Origin of the sequence: Vibrio variabilis, from assembly GCF_003263785.1 — a bacterium.
Taxonomy (GTDB): Bacteria; Pseudomonadota; Gammaproteobacteria; order Enterobacterales; family Vibrionaceae; genus Vibrio; species Vibrio variabilis.
This window is the reverse complement of sequence record NZ_JYJK01000059.1, coordinates 12,953-35,613: the sequence shown is the minus strand read 5'-3', so window position 1 is coordinate 35,613 and position 22,661 is coordinate 12,953. Positions and strand designations below refer to the sequence as shown.

Genomic DNA, 22,661 nt, shown 5'->3' with positions numbered 1-22,661 from the left:
GTATTACCGCTCAGCGAAATATCAAAACTAACCTTTGGAGAAAGCACTTATGTGTACTCGTATTATCTATCAAACAGAAACTGGCAAATTCATTACCGCACGTGGCATGGATTGGAACGATCCAACCGCAAAAACCAGCATGATCGTATACCCACGCGGCCTAGCACAAACTGGTGGCAGCATGGAAAATGCACTGACTTGGACTTCTAAGTATGGTTCTGTTTTTGCTTCTTTTTACGGCAAAGCATCTTCTGACGGTCTAAATGAAGCGGGTTTGGCTGCCAACACTCTTTATCTTGCTGAAGCAGATTACGGTGACTACACACTATCGAACAAACCTCGCCTTTCTATTGGCGCATGGAACCAATACTTCTTGGATAACTTCGCCACTGTCGCAGAAGCCGTCGCTGCAATGCAAGAGCCTCCTTTTGTGATTGTCGCTCCGCTACTACCTAACGGACGTGCAGCATCGGTTCACCTTTCTCTTTCTGATAGCACTGGCGACAGCGCAATTCTAGAATATATCGATGGTGAGCTGAAAATCCACCACAGCAAAGACTATAGTGTCATGACTAACTCACCAGTCTTTGACGAGCAAATTGCAATCAACAAATACTGGGAGCTTGTTGGTGGCGACAAAATGCTACCAGGCACAATCAATGCGGCAGACCGTTTTGTTCGTGCGAACTACCTACTAAAAAGCACACCTAACTTTGCTGACGGTCAAGAAGCAACGGCTGCAGCCCTATCAGTATTGCGCTCTGTAGGCGTGCCTCTAGGTATGGAAGATCCTGAGCACCCAAACATCTCTGCAACGCTATGGCGCTCAATGTCAGACCATGACGCAAAACGCTTTTTCCTAGACTCAGCAAGCCAACCTGCTCTTATCTGGGTTGACCTAGACAACCTAGATCTTGAACAAGGTGCACCAATTATGGCAATCGAGCTAAACGGCCCTGAGTTCATCGCCGGTGATGTGACTGACAAGCTAGCTCAGACATCAATGATCACTTGGATGTAATCATCGACATGACGTACCGCGCAGTTACCTCTTTGGATAAACAGATGGCTGCGCGGTATCCCTTTAGGTGCTGAGATTCGAAAGATCTCTAGCCCAGACCTTCGAATCCTGTTACTCACCTTTTATCTACACATGATTGAGGCAAAAAATGAGCTCTGGTCAAGAAATTTTCAGTGAAGTTGTCACCGTACTAGGAACCGCCGCTTTTGCGCTGTCGGCCGTACTGGCCGCAAGTAAAAGGCGAGTCGATATTTTCTCACTCATCATACTGGGACTGATCACGTCAATAGGCGGGGGAACCATGCGTGACCTCATGTTGGATGTCCCTGTCTTTTGGTCTCTAGATCTTAGCTATGTGTGGATCTCGATCAGTGCGAGCCTGTTGGGTTTCGTTTTCTTTGGCCTGCTGAAAAAGCGCTGGATAAACGAGTTTTATCTTCATATCGATGCCTTTGCTATCGCTCTGTTTGCCATTCAAGCCACTAACAAGGCATGGGCACTTGGCTTTGGACTCCCAATAGCACCCGTGTTTATGGGCCTAATTACTGCAGTGGGTGGCGGCATTGTCAGAGACATGCTGATGCAAAGACCTACTCTACTTTTTGAGAGCGAACTTTACGCGATTCCTATCGCACTGGGCTGTGCCATGCACTGCGTGGTTTTAAGTCTCGCACCACAATGGTCGGTACTGAGCTCGACACTCTGTATTTTACTCATCATTGCCGGTCGCTCGCTGTCCATCTACTTCAATATTGGGGTACCAAACTGGGCACTGCTCGGACAAAAGTTCACCCTAGTAAAAGTGCGAGAAGGTGAGGACTGAGTCCTCTACAGAAGAGTTTGTCGATACTAATGAGTTGAATAGCATAGGGAAAACCGCCGTTTGGCTCATCACAACACAACTACGGAAACACTATTATGATTAAAAAGATGACGCTTACTGCCCTAGCCTCTTCCGTCTTCCTATTCTCACCAACCCTGTTTGCTGACTCTGAGTTAAAACAGTCCGTCTACGAGGACAATGGAAGACTGATTGAGCTATTTGAACACTTCCATGCCAACCCCGAGATCGGCTTTATGGAATTTGAATCGGCTAAGATCATTGCCAACGAACTCAAACAGCTCGGCTTCGAGGTTCACGAAGGTATAGCCCGAACAGGCGTAGCCGCGGTGCTTAAAAATGGTGAAGGACCAACGGTCATGTTTCGTGCGGACATGGACGCTTTACCTGTTAAAGAAGAAACGAATCTCCCTTATAAATCCACAAACCCAACCAAAGACCGCTTTGGTAATCCGATTTACGCAATGCACGCGTGCGGTCACGATGCCCATATGACTTGGCTTCTGGGCATGGCAAAACAGTTAGCTGAAGCGAAAGAGAAATGGAGTGGCACCGTAGTTCTTATCGCCCAGCCTGCTGAAGAGTTGATTATGGGCGCAACAGCGATGGCAAAAGACGGACTATTTAATAAGGTGCCTGTGCCGGATATTTTGATTGCGGGTCATGTTCACCCTCTTCTGCCAGAAGGCAGTGTATCAATCTCCGACGGTCGTCGTATGGCGGGTACCGACAGATTGACGTATTCATTCAAGGTGTCGGTGGTCATGGTTCAACACCTCATGTCACCAAAGATCCCGTTGTAATGGCATCAATGTCGGTACTTGGCTACCAAACTATCATGTCGCGAATGGTCGACCAACAACAACCGGCCGTGCTTTCTGTCGGCGCGATTGAGTCCGGCAGTGAAAACAACATCATTCCTGATACGGCGACGCTCAAGCTCAACCTTCGCTGGTACCGCACCGAAGATCGTGATGTGATGCTCAAGGGTATCAAGCAAGTCACCGATAATGTGGCTCGCATGTACGGTGTGGATGAAGACAACATGCCGACTTATGAGATGAAAGGCTACTCAACACCACTCATTAATCCAACCAAAGAATCAGAAATCGCCAAACAGGCCATGATTAAATCTCTTGGTGAAGAAAACGTGAAACTCGGGTTTCCACCAGTAATGGGGTCTGAAGATTTTCACATGTTGACCTACGAGTACCCAGAAGTACCGGTGTTGTTTGTCGAAGTTGGTGCGGCTACACAGAACACATGGGATACCTTTGTCGAGCACGGCTCCTTCCCTAAATATACCAACCACAATCCAAACTTTGTGGTTGAGCAAGGTGCAATCCCAACTGGGACGATTGCGCTAACTTCTGTGGTTAAGGCATTTCTCAACTCAGATCAAAGTCAGTAATAAGCGCTAGATCAATTCGCAAGCACAAAAAAACCAGCTCAGGCTGGTTTTTTTAGTATTCAATAATGGTAGTGATTAGCGACGCGTCTTATTACGAGCACCTTGCTCACCAGAAGACTTTTTGTTGCGGCGCTGTTGGTTGCTACGACCTTTTGGTGCATTTGCACGCTCTTCGTGGCGACGGACTGCGCGACGAATTTTCTGGCTGCGAGAACGCTCACGTTGACGAGAAGTGTTCTGGCTTTGGTCTAGCATGGTCTCTTTCTCTGGGCGAAGTTCCACTAGCTCACGTAGGTAGTTGACTTCTTTCAGAGTCAGTTCCATCCAACCGCCACGAGGCAGTTTCTTGTCTAGGTAAATGTCACCGTAACGTACACGCTTAAGACGGCTTACGGTTGTCTCTTGAGATTCCCACAGACGACGAACTTCGCGGTTACGACCTTCGTTGATAACAACGTAGAAGGTGTGGTTCATACCTTCACCACCCGCGTAAACCACGTCTTCGAAACGAGCCATACCATCGTCAAGTTCAACACCGTTTACCACGTTACGAACTTTCTGCTCATTCACTTCACCGAAAACGCGAACTAGGTATTCACGCTCAACTTGGCGGCTTGGGTGCATTAGACGGTTTGCTAACTCACCATCGGTCGTGAACAGCAGTAGACCTGATGTGTTAGCATCAAGACGGCCAACGGAAATCCAGCGTGAACCGCGGATTTTTGGCAAACGATCGAATACAGTACGACGGCCTTCAGGATCGTGACGTGTACATAGCTCGCCTTCTGGCTTGTAATAGGCCAGAACTCGACAAACCACTTCTTCTTGTGCTTTGGCAGAAACAGTATGACCATCGATACGGATGACCGCATTTTCGTCTTCCAGACGCTCGCCCAGTCTTGCTACCTGACCATTCACACTCACGCGCCCTGCTTTAATAAGGGCTTCAAGTTCACGACGAGAACCGTGGCCTGCGCGAGCAAGCACTTTTTGTAATTTTTCGCTCATTTACCTACCTATAATGTCGTCTTCACAGACGTCGAAACCAGATAATGCGACCTAAAAATCGCGGTCGCGTATTATCGCAAAGAAACCCGATTCACGCACCAAGTTTCTTCACTAATTTAGTAAGAAAACATTCTAAACTCTACTCGAACGGTTCAGGGTCACCCGCACCAACACGTAGCACTTTTGCTTCGTCATCACTAAAGTCAATTACGGTCGTTGGCTGCTCACCCAAATAACCACCATTCAAGATGCAATCTACCGCATGCTCTAGCTTGTCGCGAATTTCTTCCGGATCCGATTCTGTCACTTCATTTCCAGGCAGAATCAAAGACGTTGACATTAGCGGCTCGCCCAATGCTTCAAGCAAATCCAAGGCAATTTGATTGTCTGGGACACGAATACCGATGGTTTTACGCTTTGGATTCATCAAACGGCGAGGAACCTCTTTAGTGCCTTTGAAGATAAAAGTGTAAGGCCCCGGCGTGTTGTTCTTTAGCAGACGGAATGCGGTGTTATCAACACGTGCGTAAAGAGACAGCTCAGACAAGTCACGACATAACAAAGTGAAATTATGCTTGTCATCAAGGCGACGGATCTGGCAAATGCGCTCTAGCGCTTGTTTATTTTCTAGCTGACAGCCTAGTGCGTAACCAGAGTCGGTTGGATAAATAATGACACCACCGTTACGAACAATCGCAACCGCTTGAGTGATCAAACGTGCTTGAGGATTTTCTGGGTGTACATAAAAAAATTGGCTCATTGTTATTCCTTCAAACTTAAGACGCTCTCGGTACGACCTTCCCTGTCGTTCGACTTCAAGAGCTGTCGCTTTGATATGATAATAAATCAACAGAGAGTGCAGTTAAGATGCTTAACTCAAGATCGAGTGATATCGGCTTCGTTATTCTTTTTCACCATCTTCTGCACCACTTTCAATTGTAGTGCTCGTCAGCGAAGTTGCTGTCTTTAACGGTAGGCGATCCCATACTGGCTCTACGCCCGATGGCAGCCATAGGTTTCTACCTAGCTCCATCCAAGGAGAAGGATAGTGGAAATCTGACCCTTGTGAAGCTAATAGATTGTATTGTATCGCATAATCTGCAAGGTTGCGCCTTTCTTGTTGACTTTGTTGTGGCTGAGCCACTTCCATTGCGTCACCATTGGCTTCAACAAATGCCGTCAGTAGACGTTTCAGCCATTTTGCCGTTAGCTGGTAACGGCCAGGGTGTGCCAGCACGGCTACCCCTCCCGCTTGATGGATGGCATCCACTGCTTCTGACATCGTGCACCAGTTTGGCGGCACGTAGCCGGTGTTATTGCGCGTCATAAACTTCTTGAACACCTGCTGCATGTTTTTCGCGTAGCCGTTGTCCACCAGCCATTTTGCAAAGTGAGCACGTGTTATCGGCGCATCACCCGCGATCGCTTTGACTTCCTCAAGCAAGCCTTCTCTGGTCGCTTTTTCCAGTCGGTGCGCGATGAGCTCGGAGCGCTCTACTCTTCTTGCTTGCTGCGCACGAATCAACGCGTTTAGCTCAGGGGAGTCAATGTCTACGCCAAGCCCGACAATATGAATATCTTTATTCTGCCAAACCGTCGAGATTTCGATACCGTTAACCAACTCAATAGGCAGAGACTGCTCTTCAATTAGCTGATGAGCGGCAGGCAATGCCTCTAAGGTATCGTGGTCGGTAATCGCCAATATTTTCACGTCAAAGCTCATGGCTCTGTCCAAGAGCGCGGCAACCGATAATCGGCCATCAGAGGCGGTAGTGTGACTGTGTAAATCTATCTTCATTTTTTCACATTTTCGGTTGACTTTTACACCACGAACTAGTTAACTAGTACGCAGATACAGTTATTTGAGATTAGGCACGTATGGTACTCGATATTCAACCATTCAAAAAACCTTTAAACCGTGGGGTTAACGCTCTAGTAGGTTGGTGGCGCACTTGGACACAATCCGAGTGGGCTTTTTTGCGTGCATAATCAAATACGAATTTGATTAAAGCCCACTCAATTGAGTGGGCTTTTTTGTTTTTCGATTCATCTGACAAAGATTTCAATTTAAACGATTATTTTAGCAACAATTTGGGGACATTGAGCGTTGGGCAAACGTTTTAATTGTGCGACTATAACCCATTAAACACTCGGTGTGCCAAGATTGTTGCAACAGCAGATTCAAGATTAAAAGGAGCTTTTGTGAATAAAGCCATTAGCATCAATAAACAGGGTCGATTGGAAGTCCTTTCTCTCCAAGTGCCATACGCACAAGACCCAACCAGACTGTTTCACACCTTGTGTGAAAACAAAACCGATAGTCTGCTACTTGAGTCTGCTGAAATCGACTCAAAACAAGACTTACAGAGCCTACTTATCGTTGATTCTGCCGTTCGTATCGTTTGTGAAGGTCACAAAGTGCGCTATGAAGCGCTAACGACAAACGGTGTCAATCTTCTTAACATCATTGCTCAGAACATTGCGGACGAAATTGAACACACGCTAACAGACAAAGAGCTCGTCGTTCAGTTTGAGATGCCAGACGACACACTAGATGAAGACTCTCGACTTCGTGAAGCCTCCTCTTTTGATGCGCTTCGTCTTGTTCAACACAGCTTTGACCTAAGTGGTTTAGACAAGAACGCCATTTTCATGGGCGGCCTGTTTGCCTACGACATCGTGGCAAACTTTGAACCATTGGGTGATGCAAACCAAGCGAACCAATGCCCAGACTTTGTATTCTATGTGGCTGAAAGCCTGCTTGTTGTTGATCACCAAAAAGAGTCTTGCGACCTACAAACCACACTATTTAATCATGATGATGCAGAGCTAGCTCGTATTCGTGGCCGAATCACAGAAATCAGCCAGCAATGCCAAAACCTAAAAATGGTGCCAGCGGCAACGAAAGTTGAAGGCATACAAGAAGACGTCAGTATCTCCGACGAAGACTTTTGCCAAATCGTCCGTGATTTAAAAGAGTACGTGGTTCGTGGTGACATCTTCCAAGTTGTACCTTCTCGCCGTTTCACATTGCCATGCCCTTCACCTCTGGCAGCCTACAAAGAGCTGAAGCAGAGCAACCCAAGCCCTTACATGTTCTATATGCAAGATGAGTTGTTTACTCTGTTTGGTGCCTCTCCAGAGAGTGCGCTTAAGTACGGCAAAGACTCAAACCAAATAGAGATCTACCTATCGCGGGTACTCGCCGTCGCGGCAAGAATGCAGATGGCAGCATCAACAAAGACCTTGATAGCCGAATCGAGCTAGAGCTTCGCAGCGACATGAAAGAAAACGCCGAGCACATGATGCTGGTTGACCTAGCACGTAATGACGTGGCTCGCATTGCTGAGCCAGGCTCTCGCCATGTGGCCGATCTTTTGAAAACCGACCGTTATAGTCACGTGATGCACTTAGTATCTCGTGTCGTTGGTCAGCTTCGTGGTGACCTAGATGCGCTGCACGGCTACCAAGCGTGTATGAACATGGGAACGCTAACCGGAGCACCAAAAATCCGTGCTATGCAGTTGATTCGTCAATTTGAAGGGCAAACTCGTGGCAGCTATGGCGGCGCAGTGGGCTACATGAATGGCGCCGGTGACTTGGATACCTGTATTGTTATCCGCTCTGCTTATGTTGAAGATGGCATTGCTCAAGTTCAAGCAGGTGCTGGCGTCGTATTCGACTCCGACCCTCAATCTGAAGCGGATGAAACTCGTGGTAAGGCGCAAGCCGTCATTTCAGCAATCAAAACGGCGCACAAGGGGTAATCACGATGTCTAACACTACAAAGTCAGTGAACAACAAACTCGCCAATATTGTTTTTGTCGATAATTTTGACTCGTTTACCTACAACCTAGTGGATCAGTTCCGAAGCCTAGGTCACAGCGTTAAGATTTATCGTAACCATATTGCTGCAGACAAAATCGCTAAGGCAGTATTGGAGCTGGAGAACCCCGTCGTCGTGCTCTCTCCAGGTCCTGGTGCGCCTTCAGAAGCGGGCTGTATGCCAGAGCTAATTAAAACGCTGCGTGGGAAAGTGCCAATGATTGGTATTTGTCTCGGACACCAGGCTATCGTTGAAGCCTACGGCGGTGTCGTTGCCGGCGCGGGCGAAATCATTCACGGAAAAGTGTCGATGATGGCGCATGACAATCATGCCATTTATCAAGGCCTACCTTCACCGCTAGCGATAGCGCGTTATCACTCACTGGTGGCAACGAAAGTACCGGATTCACTAGAAGTGACCGCACAAGTTGATGGTCTAGTGATGTCGGTCGCGAACGAACAAGATCGCATCTGTGGCTTCCAGTTCCACCCTGAGTCAATTATGACAACCTATGGTGCGACACTGCTAAGTAATGCCATCGCATGGGCAACAGAAAAATCCAACCAAACAAAATCGGCTTAAGAGCTCAAACAACTAAGGAATCGTAATTATGGAAAACATCATCAACAAACTTTACGACCAACTGGATCTGACTCAAGAAGAGAGCCAGTCGTTGTTTGACACGATTATCAAAGGCGAGCTAGACCCTATTTTAATGTCTGCTGCCCTAACCGCACTGAAAATCAAGGGCGAAACGCCAGACGAGATCGCCGGTGCTGCTAAAGCACTGCTTGCTAACGCGAACCCATTCCCTCGTCCTGACTATGATTTTGCCGATATCGTAGGTACCGGTGGCGACGGTGCCAACACCATCAACATCTCAACCACGGCTGCGTTTGTTGCAGCAGCGTGCGGGCTGAAAGTCGCCAAACACGGTAACCGTGGTGTCTCGAGCAAGTCTGGCTCTTCGGATCTGCTGGATTCATTCGGCATCGACTTAGCAATGTCTGCGGAAAATACCCGCAGCGCGGTCGATGAAATTGGCGTAGCTTTCCTATTTGCACCTCAGTATCACGGCGGCGTTCGCCATGCGATGCCAGTACGCCAAACCATGAAAACTCGCACCATCTTTAATATTCTTGGTCCGCTTATTAACCCAGCGCGCCCTAACATCGAACTGATGGGCGTTTATGATGCAAAACTGGTTCGTCCTATTGCGGAAACCATGTTACAAATGGGCATGAAGCGTGCAGCCGTTGTTCACGGCAGTGGCTTGGATGAAGTCGCTATTCACGGTGAAACTCTGGTCGCTGAAATTCAAGACGGCAAAATCACAGAATACACGCTAACGCCTGCAGACTTCGGTTTAGAGTCTTACCCACTAGAAACCATCAAAGGTGGGGAGCCAGAGGAAAACCGTGCCATCATCACTAATATGCTAACGGGTAAAGGGACGGACGCGCAGTTAGGCGCTGTTGCCGTAAACGTCGCGCTGCTAATGAAACTATTTGGTCACGAAGACCTTAAAGCCAATGCTGCGCAAGCCATCGAGGCAATGAACTCAGGAAAAGCTTACGAGTTGGTTCAAAAGCTGGCGGCACACGGTAAGTAACTCGGCGAATTAACAGGAAAAGACAATGGAAACAGTATTAGCAAAAATCGTCGATGATAAAGAAAATCTGGGTTGAGGAGCGCAAGCAAACTCAGCCTCTAGAAAGTTTTAAAACGGATCTCATCCCATCAGATCGCAGTTTCTATGGCGCACTGTCGACAGGCAAAACCGCGTTTATTTTAGAGTGCAAAAAGGCGTCACCATCAAAGGGTTTAATCCGTGATGATTTTGACCTCGACTACATTGCCTCGGTCTACAATAACCACGCAAGCGCTATCTCGGTGCTGACGGATGAGAAATATTTCCAAGGTAACTTCGACTTCTTGCCTCAAGTACGCGGCCAAGTTAAGCAGCCTGTACTGTGTAAAGACTTCATGATCGATACCTATCAAGTGTATCTCGCTCGTCATTACAACGCAGATGCTATTCTGCTCATGCTTTCCGTGCTCAATGATGACGAATACCGCGAGCTAGCAAAAGTCGCGGAGTCTCTTGAGCTAGGTATTTTGACCGAAGTGAGCAACGAAGAAGAGCTTGAGCGCGCGATTGCGCTTGGCGCAAAAGTTGTGGGTATTAACAACCGTAACCTTCGTGATCTATCGGTTAACCTAGATCGCACCAAAGAATTGGCACCGAAACTGCCAAAAGGCACCATCATCATTTCTGAGTCTGGTATTTACAACCACCAGCAGGTTCGTGACCTTTGCGCTTATGCGAATGGTTTCCTGATCGGTAGCTCGCTCATGGCGGAAGACAATCTTGAACTGGCAGTGCGTAAAGTTCTGCTGGGTGAAAACAAGGTCTGTGGTCTCACTCACGCTGATGACGCGGCAAAAGCTTATAAAGCGGGCGCGGTAAAAGGCGGCCTGATCTTTGTTGAAAAATCGCCTCGCTACGTTGATGTTGAATCCGCTCGCATGGTAATGAGCGGAGCACCTCTTGAGTTTGTGGGTGTATTCCAAAACCACAACCCAGAGTTTGTTGCCAGTACCGCTAACCAACTAAAATTATCAGCGGTTCAGCTTCACGGTGACGAAGATCAAGCTTATGTGGATACGTTAACCCCTCTTCTAAACGATGACGTAAAAATCTGGAAAGCGCACGGCGTCACTGACGCTATCCCTGACTTAACAGCCATCAAAGTAGACCGTCATCTACTGGATGCCAAAGTTGGCGAGCAATCCGGCGGCACAGGTCAAAGCTTTGACTGGCAATTGTTAAACAACACCAGTGATGTGATGTTGGCCGGCGGTTTGTCTCCAGACAATGTTAAGCAAGCCAGTACCCTTGGCTGCATCGGACTAGACTTAAACTCAGGAGTCGAGTCTCAACCGGGTAAAAAAGACGCTGAGAAGTTAAACCAAGCGTTCGCGTTAATCAGAGACTACTAACGGTCAGATTAACGACGAAAGAACACAAAAAGAATTATTAAAACTTGCTCGACAACGAATGTAGGTTTGCAAGAGCTCGAGCAAGTGGATTATTGAGGAATTAACCATGTCTAAATTAGATGCCTACTTTGGCGAATACGGTGGACAGTTCGTACCACAAATTCTAGTGCCAGCCTTGGATCAACTAGAGCAAGCTTTCATCGATGCTCAAGACGATCCTGAGTTTCAATCTGAATTCATGGCGCTACTGCAAGAGTACGCAGGCCGTCCAACTGCGCTAACGCTGACTCGTAACCTAACAAAAGGCACCAAAACCAAACTGTACCTAAAGCGTGAAGACCTGCTTCATGGCGGTGCGCACAAGACTAACCAAGTACTTGGTCAAGCGCTGCTTGCTAAGCGCATGGGTAAAAATGAGATCATTGCAGAGACAGGCGCAGGTCAACACGGCGTAGCACCGCTCTTGCGTGTGCTCTACTTGACCTTAAGTGTCGCGTTTACATGGGCGCAAAAGACGTTGAACGTCAAAGCCCGAACGTGTTCCGTATGCGCTTAATGGGTGCAGAAGTGATTCCTGTACACTCAGGCTCTTCAACGCTGAAAGATGCGTGTAACGAAGCGCTACGCGACTGGTCTGCAAGCTACGAAGACGCCCACTACCTACTGGGTACGGCGGCAGGACCTCACCCATTCCCAACCATCGTACGTGAATTCCAACGCATGATTGGCGAAGAAACCAAAAACCAAGTATTGGCTCGTGAAGGCAAACTGCCAGACGCCGTTATTGCTTGTGTGGGTGGTGGCTCTAACGCTATCGGTATGTTCGCAGACTTTATCGAAGAAGAATCCGTACGTCTAATTGGCGTAGAACCAGCAGGACTAGGCATCGATACTGACCAGCACGGTGCGCCGCTAAAACACGGCACAACGGGTATCTTCTTTGGTATGAAGGCACCACTAATGCAAGATCCTAACGGCCAGATTGAAGAGTCGTACTCAGTATCAGCAGGTCTAGACTTCCCATCAGTGGGCCCTCAGCATGCTCATCTAAACGCAATAGGCCGAGCAGAGTATGGTGCCATCACTGATGACGAAGCACTGGATGCATTCCAAGAGCTTGCGCGCCACGAGGCATTATTCCTGCCCTTGAGTCTTCTCACGCTTTGGCATACGCGCTGAAAATGGCACGCGAAAACCCAGAAAAAGAACAGCTTCTTGTCGTCAACCTATCGGGTCGTGGTGACAAAGATATCTTCACTGTACACGACATTCTAAAAGACAAAGGAGTAATGTAATGAGCCTGAATCAAGACCGTTATAAAGAGATGTTCGCTCGCTTAGGCGAGAAGAACCAAGGCGCATTCGTACCTTTCGTCACTATGGGCGATCCTAGTCCAGAGTTGTCACTGCAGATTATGGAAACCTTGATCGAATCGGGTGCAGACGCATTAGAGCTAGGCATGCCATTCTCAGATCCACAGGCAGATGGTCCAACGATTCAGGGTGCAAATATCCGTGCATTGGATGCGAAAACAACGCCAACAATTTGTTTCGAGCTGCTGGCTAAAGTTCGCGAAAAATACCCAGAGACACCTATCGGTCTACTGATGTATGCCAACCTAGTTTACTCAAAAGGCTTGGATGCCTTTTACAAACAATGTGCTGATGTAGGCGTTGACTCAGTACTGATTGCTGACGTTCCAACTAACGAAAGTAAAGAGTTTGTCGAAGCGGCACACAAGCACGGCGTACACCCAATCTTCATCGCACCTCCAACGGCAAGCGAAGAGACGATTGAGCAAGTGGCAAAACTTGGCGGCGGTTATACCTACCTACTTTCTCGCGCGGGTGTAACCGGTACGGAGACCAAGGCAAATATGCCAATGAACACTCAGCTAGACAAACTTAACAAGTATGATGCACCACCATCACTGCTCGGGTTTGGTATTTCTGAGCCAGAGCAAGTAAAACAAGCGCTCGATGCAGGCGCCGCAGGCGCAATTTCCGGTTCTGCTGTGGTAAAAATCATCGAAAATAACCTCGATGCACCAGAAACCATGCTTAGCGAACTGTCTCAGTTTGTTAAATCGATGAAGGCTGCAACACAGCGTTAATTGTCAAATTCCCACACTGATAGGTTGCACTTAGCGTGCAACCTTTTTTTTACATTTCGTTCTATTCGCCTCTCTAAAAATCATTCCCCAACAAAAAACTCGACCGCAAATCATTCTCAAAGCTAATGGCAAACGTTTGCTTTCGGGTATTCGTTCACCATTCATTCGGTTTTTTCGCGCTTTTTCTCATGATTTCGGTTTCTGCTGTTGCGCAAAGTGCTAAATAAGTGTAAAAATTGCCGTCGACGATTAGTCTAATATTTACCGTTCAAATAGAAGACTATACTAGGAATTGATAAATAATTAGCACAGGAGTTAAGGAAGTGTTAAAAGAAAAGTTGATGCTAAATAACATTGGCGTCCAAGTCGTGATTGCAATGATCCTCGGTACCTTCATCGGTGCCATGATGGGTGAATCTGCTTCTATGTTTGCTCCACTGGTACTATCTTCATCAATCTAATCAAGATGTTAGTAATCCCTCTGGTTGCCGTTGCTCTGATCTCAGGTGCAGCCGGTCTTGGTAACAGCAGCAATGCAGGTAAAGTTGGCGTAACAACGCTTGCTTATTTCGGTCTAACGTCGGCACTTGCAGTAGCACTTGCTCTGATTATGGGCGAAGTATTCCAACCAGGTGTGAACATCGATACCGCAGGTATCGAAGGCATGTTCTCAGCTGAGTACGCTTCAAAAGGTGAACTACCCACTTTCTGGGCTACCGTCACTGGTATGATCCCAACCAACGTTTTCCAGTCGCTAAATGAAGCCAACATCCTTCAGATCCTAGTGTTCTGTCTGTTCTTCGGTATCGGTCTATCAAAGCTTGAATCTACTCGCCGCGACCCACTGCTTAACGGTGTAAACGCTATCGTTGACGTTATGGTATGGATGATCAACAAGGTAATGATCGTCGCGCCAATCGGTGTATTTGGTCTTATGGCAGAAGCGGTAGGCACATTCGGTTTTGGCGCGCTAATGGTCGTGTTCAAGCTGTTCGTGGTTTACATCGCTGCGATCCTAATCTTCGGTTTCGTTGCTTACCCACTAATGATTCAACTGTTCACTAAGACTTCTGCGAAGAAGTTCATCAGCGCAATGAAAAAGCCACAAGCCGTTGCTCTATCCACGGCTTCTTCTATGGCGACGCTACCTGTCACAATGGACACAGTTGAAAAAGAGCTTGGCGTTAAAAACTCTACCGCGTCGTTTGTTCTACCTCTAGGTGCAACAATCAACATGTCGGGTAATGCGATCTACTACGGCCTAGTAGCAATCTTCTTCGCACAGTTGTTCAACATTGACCTTTCAATGGGCGCTTACATTGCGATCATCGTAACTTCAACGTTGGGCGCAGTGGGTCAAGCAGGTGTACCTGGACCATCATTCCTTGTTGTTGCAGTACTACTAGCAGCAGGGATTCCAATCGAAGGTCTACCACTACTGTTCGCTCTTGACCGTATCTTTGACATGATCCGTACTGCGCTTAACATCACCGGTGATGCCGCGTGTGCGGTTATCGTTGATGCATTGGTTGAAGAAGAAACTGAGCAAGAAGCGCAGCTTGAGAAACAGCAAGCCTAGTATTAACGAGTTGATGCTAAAACGGTTGTCACCATTAGGGACAACCCGTTTTTATTATGTACCGTGTAAAAACTTAGCTAGCACCAGCCGCTAGTTGAGCGACAACGTCACATTTGAGTAATCACGGTAACCTCTCAACATCACATGATAAGTGGTATTCGCTACCGCATTTACTGAGCATGACTCAACATTACCATCACGGTATGGGCGACAATCAAAATCGGAAGTCGTCGGTTTCGCGCCTTTCTTTACATACAGATCCGCATCACCACTCCCACCTGTTATCGCCACCGTCACCGTCTTGTCCGTATCACGCTAAAGGTGTAATAATCTGTGCTGTTGTAGCTGCCACTTAGCTCAGTAATCGGCTGACCTAGGACTAGCTCATTGCCTGGGATAGGCGGTGTAGTACCACAACTCGCATCCACGCCAACCTCTGCAAACGCATTGACGACATCACTGCGTTTAAATGACAGATCGTCTGCGGCCTTCGCGACGCCACAACCACCTTGGTTAAACGTACTATTCGCTCCCCAATACATTTGGTTGGCGAGTGTAAATGCCTGAAAACCTGACTTAATGTCCCAATTATACTTGGTGCTGAGCAAATAGAATGCACGATTGAATACACCACTTGAGTAATGCACATTCATGCCATCGTAATACTGCGAGGCATTATCGATACTCTTACCATCTTTCGAGGGTTGATCAAAGTAGCGCAATCCACCGTTTCCTTTAAAGATATCCGCTCCCACTAGCCAATCGACGCTGCCACGCATGTAGTATTCAGCCGCTTCACCAGCGATATCTGAATACGCTTCGTTCATACCGCCAGACATATTTTTGTATACCAGTCCTGAGTTTTGCTCAGTAAAACCATGGCTCACCTCATGAGCACTCACATTGATGTCAACCAATGGATAGAAGGTGTTTTGCCCATCGCCAAAAGTCATGGATGACCCGTTCCAGAACGCATTTTCATAGTTGTTGCCATAGTGGACACGCATGGTTAACTGAAATGTCAGTGGTGCGGTCTGCATCCAATCTTTGAACATATCAAACACCACATTACCGAAATACTGCGCATCATTAATTGGGGAGTAAGCGCCATTCACGGTTTTGTAGTCGTTATAGTTGGTTGAATCGTTGCAGGTATAGCTAAATGCTGACGAACCTGACGTACCGCCATTGAGATTGACCGTCTTAACATTACTGTTCGACATAGTGCAGGTATTCCCGGACTTACTCATCAAAATCGAGGGAAAGTCCTGACCAAAATAGTACGCGCCCGTTTTCTCATTGCCGCCTGGCCCTGTCGCCATTGCATGGTTAATGCCATCCCAAGACTCAAGAATGTCGCCAGACTCCGCATCCACAAACATAAAAGGCCTTTCTGGTTCATCGCCTGCGACAAAAAAGTCCACTAAGTAAACCATTCGCGCGACCTGGTCTTCACCAACGCGAACCATCAACTTAGATTTTCGGTTTTCAATTTCTGGTTTGGTATCAACAAACGACGGATGGAGGCTGAAGTGATGACGCTCTGCAAGTTGAAGGGCTTCATCGCTGGATATATTCGGTTTAACAACAGGGAGATCATTGACTAAACCTTGCGCCATCACCCCGTAAACCTCAGATATCCCCTGCTCTCCTTTGGTTGAGGTGATCGTCGCATCATAGACAGGCAAACCTTGATAAAGCTGCTGATATTTGACCTTAGTCTTCCCATTAGGCAGCGTTACTCGCTTTACCTCTGTATAAGCATCTGCCTGAGGTACGATACTAAACTGCGCGTCGATAAGCGCTTGTGCTTGGTTTGCATCTGTCATTTCGACAAACTCTGCAGCGTCGACGGATAACGCAATTAAAGCCGTCGAGGTTCCAATAAGCCACCTAGCTTGACGTGTTACATTGTTCATTCTGTATTCCTTGAATGTTATTGATATAATTAATACTTATAGTTCAATCGGTTATTCGATATCCGATTAAACAAAAACATATGCAACATTTTTGTAACACACAAGAGTAGAGTAAAAACTCGGTTTAAGCATTCTGTAAAGATTATCAGGCGCCAATCTATCAGTAACTGCCACTTAATGGTGCAATTGACGTGCTAGTAAATATCAGAGCTGAAAACTGTGTTCTTGTTTCCAAACGGCGACTGGCGTTTGCTCTAAAACGGTATTTGGTTACACTAGCGACTCGATTTATAAAAAGGTCTTACTGAGCCATGAAACAGCTGCTCGATTTTATCCCTCTGATTATTTTCTTCGTTCTGTACAAAATGCAGGATATCTACGTCGCCACCGGAGCGCTTATCATCGCCACCGCAGTGCAAGTTGCAGTGACCTATTGGCTATACAAAACTGTCGAGAAGATGCAGTTGATTACCTTTGCAATGGTCGCTGTTTTTGGTGGCATGACCTTGTTCTTCCATGATGACAATTTCATTAAATGGAAAGTCACCATTGTTTACGCGCTGTTTGCGATTGCGCTTGCTGTGACTCACGCAATGGGACGTGGCTTGATCAAAGGCATGCTAGGCAAAGAGATCACGCTACCTGAGCGAGTTTGGGCTAAAGTTAACTTTGCATGGGTGGTTTTTTTCTCGTTCTGCGCGGGCCTTAATATTTACGTACCTACGCCCTGCCCCTTGATATTTGGGTCAACTTCAAGGTGTTTGGACTGTTGGCGGCAACTCTGCTCTTTACCGTGTTTACTGGCATTTACATCTACAAACACATGCCGAAAGAGACATCCGACGAAGAGCAAAATAAAGCCTCCAAAAATGAGAACCAAGATCATACACCTTGATCACCGGCGGATCTTTTGTATACTCCGCGAACGATTAAGAATCAGCGACCTACGGGTCGCTGTGCTGTTTCTGGAAGACAATAAACATGACAAATACAACATCGAACACTCCTAAAGGCCAGTTAATCATTCGCACACTGGCAATGCCTGAAAACACCAACGCCAATGGCGATATTTTCGGTGGTTGGATCATGTCGCAACTCGACTTAGCGGGCGGAATTCTTGCCAAAGAGATTTCGCACGGTCGAATCGTTACTGTCTCTGTATCGAGTATTACGTTTAAACACCCAGTGAAAGTCGGTGACGTTGTTTGCTGTTACGGTGAATGTACTAAAATTGGTAACACTTCAATGTCCATTAACTTAGATGTATGGGTGAAACCGGTCAGCGTCGACGGTGTTGGCGAGCGTTACCAAGTCTGTGACGCGACATTTAACTACGTAGCAATTGATGCAAATGGGCGACCACGTCCAATTAATCCAAATTAAGCGACAGCTAACGATGACTTTTCAGTGAAAAAATGACATCTTATAGAACGAATTAAGTTACTATACCCAAGTAACCTCAAGATGCTGATTCAGCGAGATTTACTTGGGTTGCAGCCGCGGCGGCAAGTTGAAGGCATAGTGGGTCTATGCTTAAACTTGCCAACAAAGGCTGCTAGCCAAGCAAACTCGCCCGAAGGGAGCACTAGCCTTGGCTTATCTCAGCGTCAAATAACCTTGAAATGGATTTCCATTACTGCGGATATTTTCCTTGATATAAGCCAAGGCTAGTGCTCTGAACTCTGCATATTGAGGTCACTTGGGTATAAACTATTTGAAGGATACAAATATGTGGTACGTTATTTTTTCTCAAGATGTCGAGAACTCGCTAGAAAAGCGTCTGAGTGTACGCCCACAGCACCTAGAAAGACTTCAAGCGCTTAGAGATGAAGGTCGCCTATTGACCGCAGGTCCGATGCCTGCCATTGATAGTGATAATCCAGGTGAAGCTGGATTTACAGGATCCACCGTCATTGCAGAGTTTGACTCTCTGGACGCTGCACAAGCATGGGCAGATGCCGATCCGTACATTGAAGCTGGCGTTTATGAGAACGTAATCGTCAAGCCATTCAAAAAAGTATTCTAAAAGCGATAAATAGCATAATGAAAAAAACATTAAGTTGGCTAGCAATCGCTGCGCTTACCGCGTTGGCTGGTTGTTCAAGCAAAGGCGACGATGAACGCCGTAAACTCGAGCTGTTAGCGCAAAGCCGAGCGAGCGTCATATCCTCCGGACTACCGATTGAGCAAGGTCCGCTTTCCATTATGAAAGCGTCGGCGAGCAAAGGCATTGTTGAAATCATGATGATTTACAACACCGATGCCAAAGGCGCACTACCGTTAGATCAAGTTCTGCGTAACAGCATGAACTACTATTGTACCGATCGCGAGGTGAAAGCCAATCTGGAGCTTGGTCTCGGCTATCGCATTATGATCCGTAATGCTCGCGGCCAGTTGATGATCGACCAACTAGTTAATCAGCAGTATTGTGAAAAGCCGCTACCACAGTAGCCACGCGAACATGAGCGGTCAGTTATGAAAACAAAGAGGCTTGCATCAGCAAGCCTCTTTTTCATTTTATTACCGATACCCTATTACAATAAACGCTCTCGCAAGTTCTTCGCCGCTTGTACCAAGTTCGTTAGCGATGCTTCTGTCTCTTCCCAGTTACGCGTTTTTAGGCCGCAATCTGGATTAACCCACAGTCTTTCAACCGGAATACGCTTGGCCGCTTTTTCAATTAGCTGCTCAATCCACTCAACGTTTGGAATGTTTGGCGAGTGAATATCATACACACCAGGACCAATCTCATTTGGATAGTTAAACTCCTCAAATGCGTTCAACAGCTCCATGTTAGAACGAGACGTCTCTATCGTAATCACATCCGCATCCAATTCTGCCACCGACTCGATAATCTCGTTAAACTCGCTGTAACACATGTGAGTATGAATCTGAGTTTCTGGCCTTGCACTCGCTGCTGAAACCTTGAACGCTTTCACCGCCCAATCTAAGTATTCTTTGTGGTCGCGTTTTTTCAGTGGCAAACCTTCACGAATCGCAGGCTCATCAATTTGAATGATATTGATGTTTGCTCGTTGCAGCGCATCTACTTCATCTTGTAGCGCGAACGCCAATTGATTCGCGATGGTCTCTCGAGTGACATCTTCACGCGGGAAGGTCCAGCACAAAATGGTCACAGGCCCAGTCAGCATGCCCTTCATTGGTTTGTCTGTCAGTGATTGCGCATAAGTAGACCAATCCACAGTAATAGACTTATCACGCTCAATATCGGCGACGACAATGGCCGGTTTAACGCAGCGCGAACCATAGCTTTGTACCCAACCAAATTCTGTGGTTTGGAAACCCGATAAGTTCTCAGCAAAGTATTCCACCATATCGTTTCGCTCAGCTTCCCCATGCACTAACACGTCCAGACCCGTCGCTTCTTGGCGTTTCACGGTATCTTTGATGAAGCCTTTCATTAGAGATTCATACTCCGCGACCGTGATATCACCACGCTTGAAAGCGGCGCGGCTTTTACGCACTTCAGCCGTCTGTGGAAACGAGCCGATCGTCGTCGTCGGGAGCTTAGGTAACTTCAGTACTTCTTGCTGATGATGTGCACGCTCAGCATACGGAGCGCTGCGGTCGCCATTGGTAGAAGCAAGCGTCGCGACACGGCTTTGAACATGAGGCTTGTTTACCCAAGTTGAACGAGCGCGGTCTAAGATGGGTTGACTGTACTGAGCGCAGTGCTCTATTGCTTGTTGATCACCATCCAATGCTTTCGCAAGCCATGAGACTTCGGATACCTTTTGCTTGGCGAACGAGAACCAGTTTTTGCTGCCTTGCGGCAGCTTAGTTTCCAGCTCAACATTCACTGGACTGTGGAGCAGCGAACATGAAGACGCCACCCATAGGCGCTCACCCAACTTTGCTTTGATAGGCTTTAGAGTTTGTAAAGCGCTGTGCAGGTTTGCACGCCAAACATTACGGCCGTTAACGATACCCGCTGACAGCACCCAATCATTTGGCAGACGATTGACCACGTCATCCAATTGATTTTGCGCGGCAACGACATCAACATGTAACCCGTCGACCTCAAGCTCTACAATGGTATCCAACGAGTCCACTACTGAGTCAAAATAGGTCGCAAGCAGTACTTTGACATCACTGCGGATCACTTGATACGCCAACTTAAAGCTGTCCAACCACGGCTTTTCAAGCTCAAGTGCCAAAATAGGCTCGTCCACTTGTACCCATTCGATGCCGAGTTTTTCAAATTTAGCAAAGATTGCCTGATAAGCGGTCAGCAATCGTGGTAGTAGTGACAAGCGGTCGAAACCTTGCTCTACTTCTTTACCCAAGTAAAGGTAACTCAACGGACCAAGCAGTACCGGCTTCACTTTATGGCCTTGCTGCTGCGCTTCATTGATTTCATCGAAAAGCTGAGTCCAGCTCACTTTAAACTGATCGTCCGAGGAAAACTCCGGCACAATATAGTGGTAATTGGTGTTAAACCACTTAGTCATATCTGAAGCCGCTTCCCCCGCGCAGCCGCAATCGGTTTGAGACTGACCTCGGCCAATACGAAATAGCGTGTCTAAGTCCGGGAAACCGCTGTTGTGTCGCTTTGGCACATGGCCTAGAAGAAGACTGGTACCAAGTACATGGTCATACCATGCAAAGTCACCGACGGTGACATAGTCGAGGCCATCTTGTTTTTGACGTTCCCAGTTTTGTTTACGGATTTTAGCCGCGACCAACTTTAAGCCCTGCTGGTCAAGTTCGCCACGCCAATACTGTTCTAAAGCAAATTTCAGTTCACGCTTTTCACCGATACGTGGGTAACCAAGAATATGAGTTGCTGTCATGATGTTGTCCTTTTTATTCGTTAGCAGTCTGGATGGCTAAAGAATCACTCAGTAGAGCAATATGAACAATCGCAATTCATTCACAAAGAATATGAATCTTTCTCATGCAATAAGAAATCATCATTTAGACGTCTAGACGTTTACTTATACACCAAAGCACGGTAAGTTAATGAAAAGGGATTAAGGATGAGGGATTTTCATGATAGAGCTAAAACACTTAAAAACACTGGCGTCACTTCGTGATACCGGCTCACTAACCGCGACGGCAACGTCGCTGCATTTGACGCAATCAGCACTCTCTCATCAACTGAAAGATCTCGAAGCTCGTATTGGTTCACCGCTATTCATTCGAAAAACTCGACCAGTGAAGTTCACCTCTGAAGGCGAGATCCTGCTTAATCTCGCTAACGACGTGCTACCGCGTATCGCCCAAGCCGAAGGCGACTTAGCCGGCCTTAAAGAAGACGTTAACGGTCGCTTACATATGGCTATCGACTGCCACTCCTGCTTCCAATGGTTAATGCCAGCCCTAAAAGAGTATCAACTTGCATGGCCACATGTAGAGCTGGATTTCTCCTCAGGGTTTGGTTTTGAACCTATCCCCGCTCTAGTCGGTGGCGAACTGGATTTGGTCATCACCTCCGACATTCAACCCCGCTCGGAAATCCACTACGAACCTCTATTCGACTTTGAAATGCGCCTTGTAACTTCGATCTCGCACCCGTTAGCAGAGAAAGATCATATCGAGCCAAGCGATCTCACCGACCAAACCCTGTTGACTTATCCGGTGCAAAAACAGCGATTAGATGTCGTTAAACACTTCCTTACGCCAGCAGGCGTCGAACCAAATAAGTGGAAACAAGCAGATAATACTCTAATGCTGGTACAAATGGTCTCTGCCGGCCTTGGCGTCGCTGCCTACCAAACTGGGCGGTGAGTGAGTTCTCCCGCCAAGGCTTAATCACCAGCAAACCATTAGGTGAAGGACTATGGCGCAGACTGTTTGCCGCCGTTCGCAATGGGGAAAAGGATAAACATTATCTGCAAGCGTTTTTTGGCACAGCAAGAGCGCAGTGCAAGCAGCATTTGGATGGGATTAAGGTGGCTTGATGATGGGTTCTAGATC

The 22,661-nt window shown here is 47.2% G+C and carries 15 protein-coding genes, 7 pseudogenes and 1 other annotated feature; of the genes and pseudogenes, 17 read left to right on the top strand and 5 right to left on the bottom strand.

The window, feature by feature from the left end; genetic code table 11:
* Window positions 1-49: 49 nt before the first annotated feature.
* From TZ48_RS08515 to TZ48_RS24870, 4 genes are all read left to right on the top strand, one after another.
* Entirely contained in the window at window positions 50-1,021 is a 972-nt protein-coding gene (locus TZ48_RS08515; protein ID WP_112478854.1) for a linear amide C-N hydrolase, read from the top strand.
* 148 nt (window positions 1,022-1,169) lie between these two features.
* Window positions 1,170-1,844 carry a trimeric intracellular cation channel family protein gene (locus TZ48_RS08510; protein ID WP_112478853.1) on the top strand — a complete coding sequence of 225 codons (675 nt, stop codon included), beginning with the start codon at window positions 1,170-1,172 and terminating at the stop codon, window positions 1,842-1,844.
* A 95-nt stretch (window positions 1,845-1,939) separates the two neighbouring features.
* Complete coding sequence (locus TZ48_RS24875; RefSeq protein WP_239670750.1) at window positions 1,940-2,665, top strand: amidohydrolase; 726 nt, start codon at window positions 1,940-1,942, stop codon at window positions 2,663-2,665.
* Complete coding sequence (locus TZ48_RS24870; RefSeq protein WP_338062258.1) at window positions 2,557-3,273, top strand: M20 metallopeptidase family protein; 717 nt, start codon at window positions 2,557-2,559, stop codon at window positions 3,271-3,273. Before TZ48_RS24875 ends, TZ48_RS24870 begins: the two co-directional genes overlap by 109 nt.
* 75 nt (window positions 3,274-3,348) lie before the next feature.
* Here the strand turns inward: TZ48_RS24870 and rluB are convergent, their stop codons facing one another.
* The 3 genes from rluB to rnm form a co-directional block, all read right to left on the bottom strand.
* Window positions 3,349-4,281 carry a 23S rRNA pseudouridine(2605) synthase RluB gene (gene rluB, locus TZ48_RS08500; protein WP_112478852.1) on the bottom strand — a complete coding sequence of 311 codons (933 nt, stop codon included), beginning with the start codon at window positions 4,279-4,281 and terminating at the stop codon, window positions 3,349-3,351.
* 139 nt (window positions 4,282-4,420) lie between these two features.
* A complete protein-coding gene (locus tag TZ48_RS08495; RefSeq protein WP_112478851.1) occupies window positions 4,421-5,041 on the bottom strand; it encodes an L-threonylcarbamoyladenylate synthase in 621 nt (206 codons plus the stop codon).
* A gap of 141 nt (window positions 5,042-5,182) precedes the next feature.
* Entirely contained in the window at window positions 5,183-6,079 is an 897-nt protein-coding gene (gene rnm / locus TZ48_RS08490; RefSeq protein WP_112478850.1) for an RNase RNM, read from the bottom strand.
* An 80-nt stretch (window positions 6,080-6,159) separates the two neighbouring features.
* Between rnm and trpL2 the strand changes: the two genes are divergently transcribed.
* From trpL2 to TZ48_RS08450, 8 genes and pseudogenes are all read left to right on the top strand, one after another.
* The gene (gene trpL2 / locus TZ48_RS26610) at window positions 6,160-6,270 is read left to right on the top strand and encodes a tryptophan operon leader peptide (RefSeq protein ID WP_112478849.1); all 111 of its coding nucleotides are present in this window, start codon (window positions 6,160-6,162) and stop codon (window positions 6,268-6,270) included.
* Window positions 6,217-6,319: a sequence feature (Trp leader region), on the top strand. Its footprint overlaps the gene before it by 54 nt.
* A gap of 164 nt (window positions 6,320-6,483) precedes the next feature.
* Window positions 6,484-8,048: pseudogene (locus TZ48_RS08480) on the top strand (anthranilate synthase component 1).
* Window positions 8,049-8,053: 5 nt separating this feature from the next.
* Entirely contained in the window at window positions 8,054-8,689 is a 636-nt protein-coding gene (locus TZ48_RS08475; RefSeq protein ID WP_112478848.1) for an aminodeoxychorismate/anthranilate synthase component II, read from the top strand.
* 28 nt (window positions 8,690-8,717) lie between these two features.
* Window positions 8,718-9,719: an anthranilate phosphoribosyltransferase gene (trpD, locus tag TZ48_RS08470; protein ID WP_112478847.1), complete on the top strand. Its 1,002-nt coding sequence runs from the start codon at window positions 8,718-8,720 to the stop codon at window positions 9,717-9,719.
* Between the two features lie 25 nt (window positions 9,720-9,744).
* Window positions 9,745-11,110 (top strand): annotated as a pseudogene (gene trpCF, locus TZ48_RS08465) (bifunctional indole-3-glycerol-phosphate synthase TrpC/phosphoribosylanthranilate isomerase TrpF).
* Between the two features lie 106 nt (window positions 11,111-11,216).
* A pseudogene (gene trpB, locus TZ48_RS08460) lies at window positions 11,217-12,405 on the top strand (tryptophan synthase subunit beta).
* Complete coding sequence (gene trpA / locus TZ48_RS08455; protein ID WP_112478846.1) at window positions 12,405-13,223, top strand: tryptophan synthase subunit alpha; 819 nt, start codon at window positions 12,405-12,407, stop codon at window positions 13,221-13,223. The pseudogene trpB and the gene trpA overlap by 1 nt, the downstream one beginning before the upstream one ends.
* A 341-nt stretch (window positions 13,224-13,564) precedes the next feature.
* A pseudogene (locus tag TZ48_RS08450) lies at window positions 13,565-14,802 on the top strand (dicarboxylate/amino acid:cation symporter).
* Window positions 14,803-14,892: 90 nt separating this feature from the next.
* On the opposite strand, the pseudogene TZ48_RS08445 reads toward TZ48_RS08450, so the two are convergent.
* Window positions 14,893-16,721 (bottom strand): annotated as a pseudogene (locus TZ48_RS08445) (M4 family metallopeptidase).
* A gap of 311 nt (window positions 16,722-17,032) precedes the next feature.
* Between TZ48_RS08445 and TZ48_RS08440 the strand changes: the two are divergent.
* The 4 genes and pseudogenes from TZ48_RS08440 (at window position 17,033) to TZ48_RS08425 (ending at window position 19,172) form a co-directional block, all read left to right on the top strand.
* Window positions 17,033-17,616 (top strand): annotated as a pseudogene (locus TZ48_RS08440) (septation protein A).
* 86 nt (window positions 17,617-17,702) lie between these two features.
* On the top strand, window positions 17,703-18,104 hold the full coding sequence (gene yciA, locus TZ48_RS08435; protein WP_112478845.1) for an acyl-CoA thioester hydrolase YciA: 402 nt from the start codon (window positions 17,703-17,705) through the stop codon (window positions 18,102-18,104).
* A 346-nt stretch (window positions 18,105-18,450) separates the two neighbouring features.
* Entirely contained in the window at window positions 18,451-18,747 is a 297-nt protein-coding gene (locus TZ48_RS08430) for a YciI family protein (protein WP_112461010.1), read from the top strand.
* A 17-nt stretch (window positions 18,748-18,764) separates the two neighbouring features.
* Window positions 18,765-19,172: a GspS/AspS pilotin family protein gene (locus TZ48_RS08425; RefSeq protein ID WP_112478844.1), complete on the top strand. Its 408-nt coding sequence runs from the start codon at window positions 18,765-18,767 to the stop codon at window positions 19,170-19,172.
* A gap of 83 nt (window positions 19,173-19,255) precedes the next feature.
* On the opposite strand, the gene metE is transcribed toward TZ48_RS08425, so the two are convergent.
* The gene (gene metE, locus TZ48_RS08420) at window positions 19,256-21,538 is read right to left on the bottom strand and encodes a 5-methyltetrahydropteroyltriglutamate--homocysteine S-methyltransferase (RefSeq protein WP_112478843.1); all 2,283 of its coding nucleotides are present in this window, start codon (window positions 21,536-21,538) and stop codon (window positions 19,256-19,258) included.
* 196 nt (window positions 21,539-21,734) lie between these two features.
* Here metE and metR point away from each other — a divergent pair.
* Window positions 21,735-22,645: pseudogene (gene metR / locus TZ48_RS08415) on the top strand (HTH-type transcriptional regulator MetR).
* Window positions 22,646-22,661: the final 16 nt, after the last annotated feature.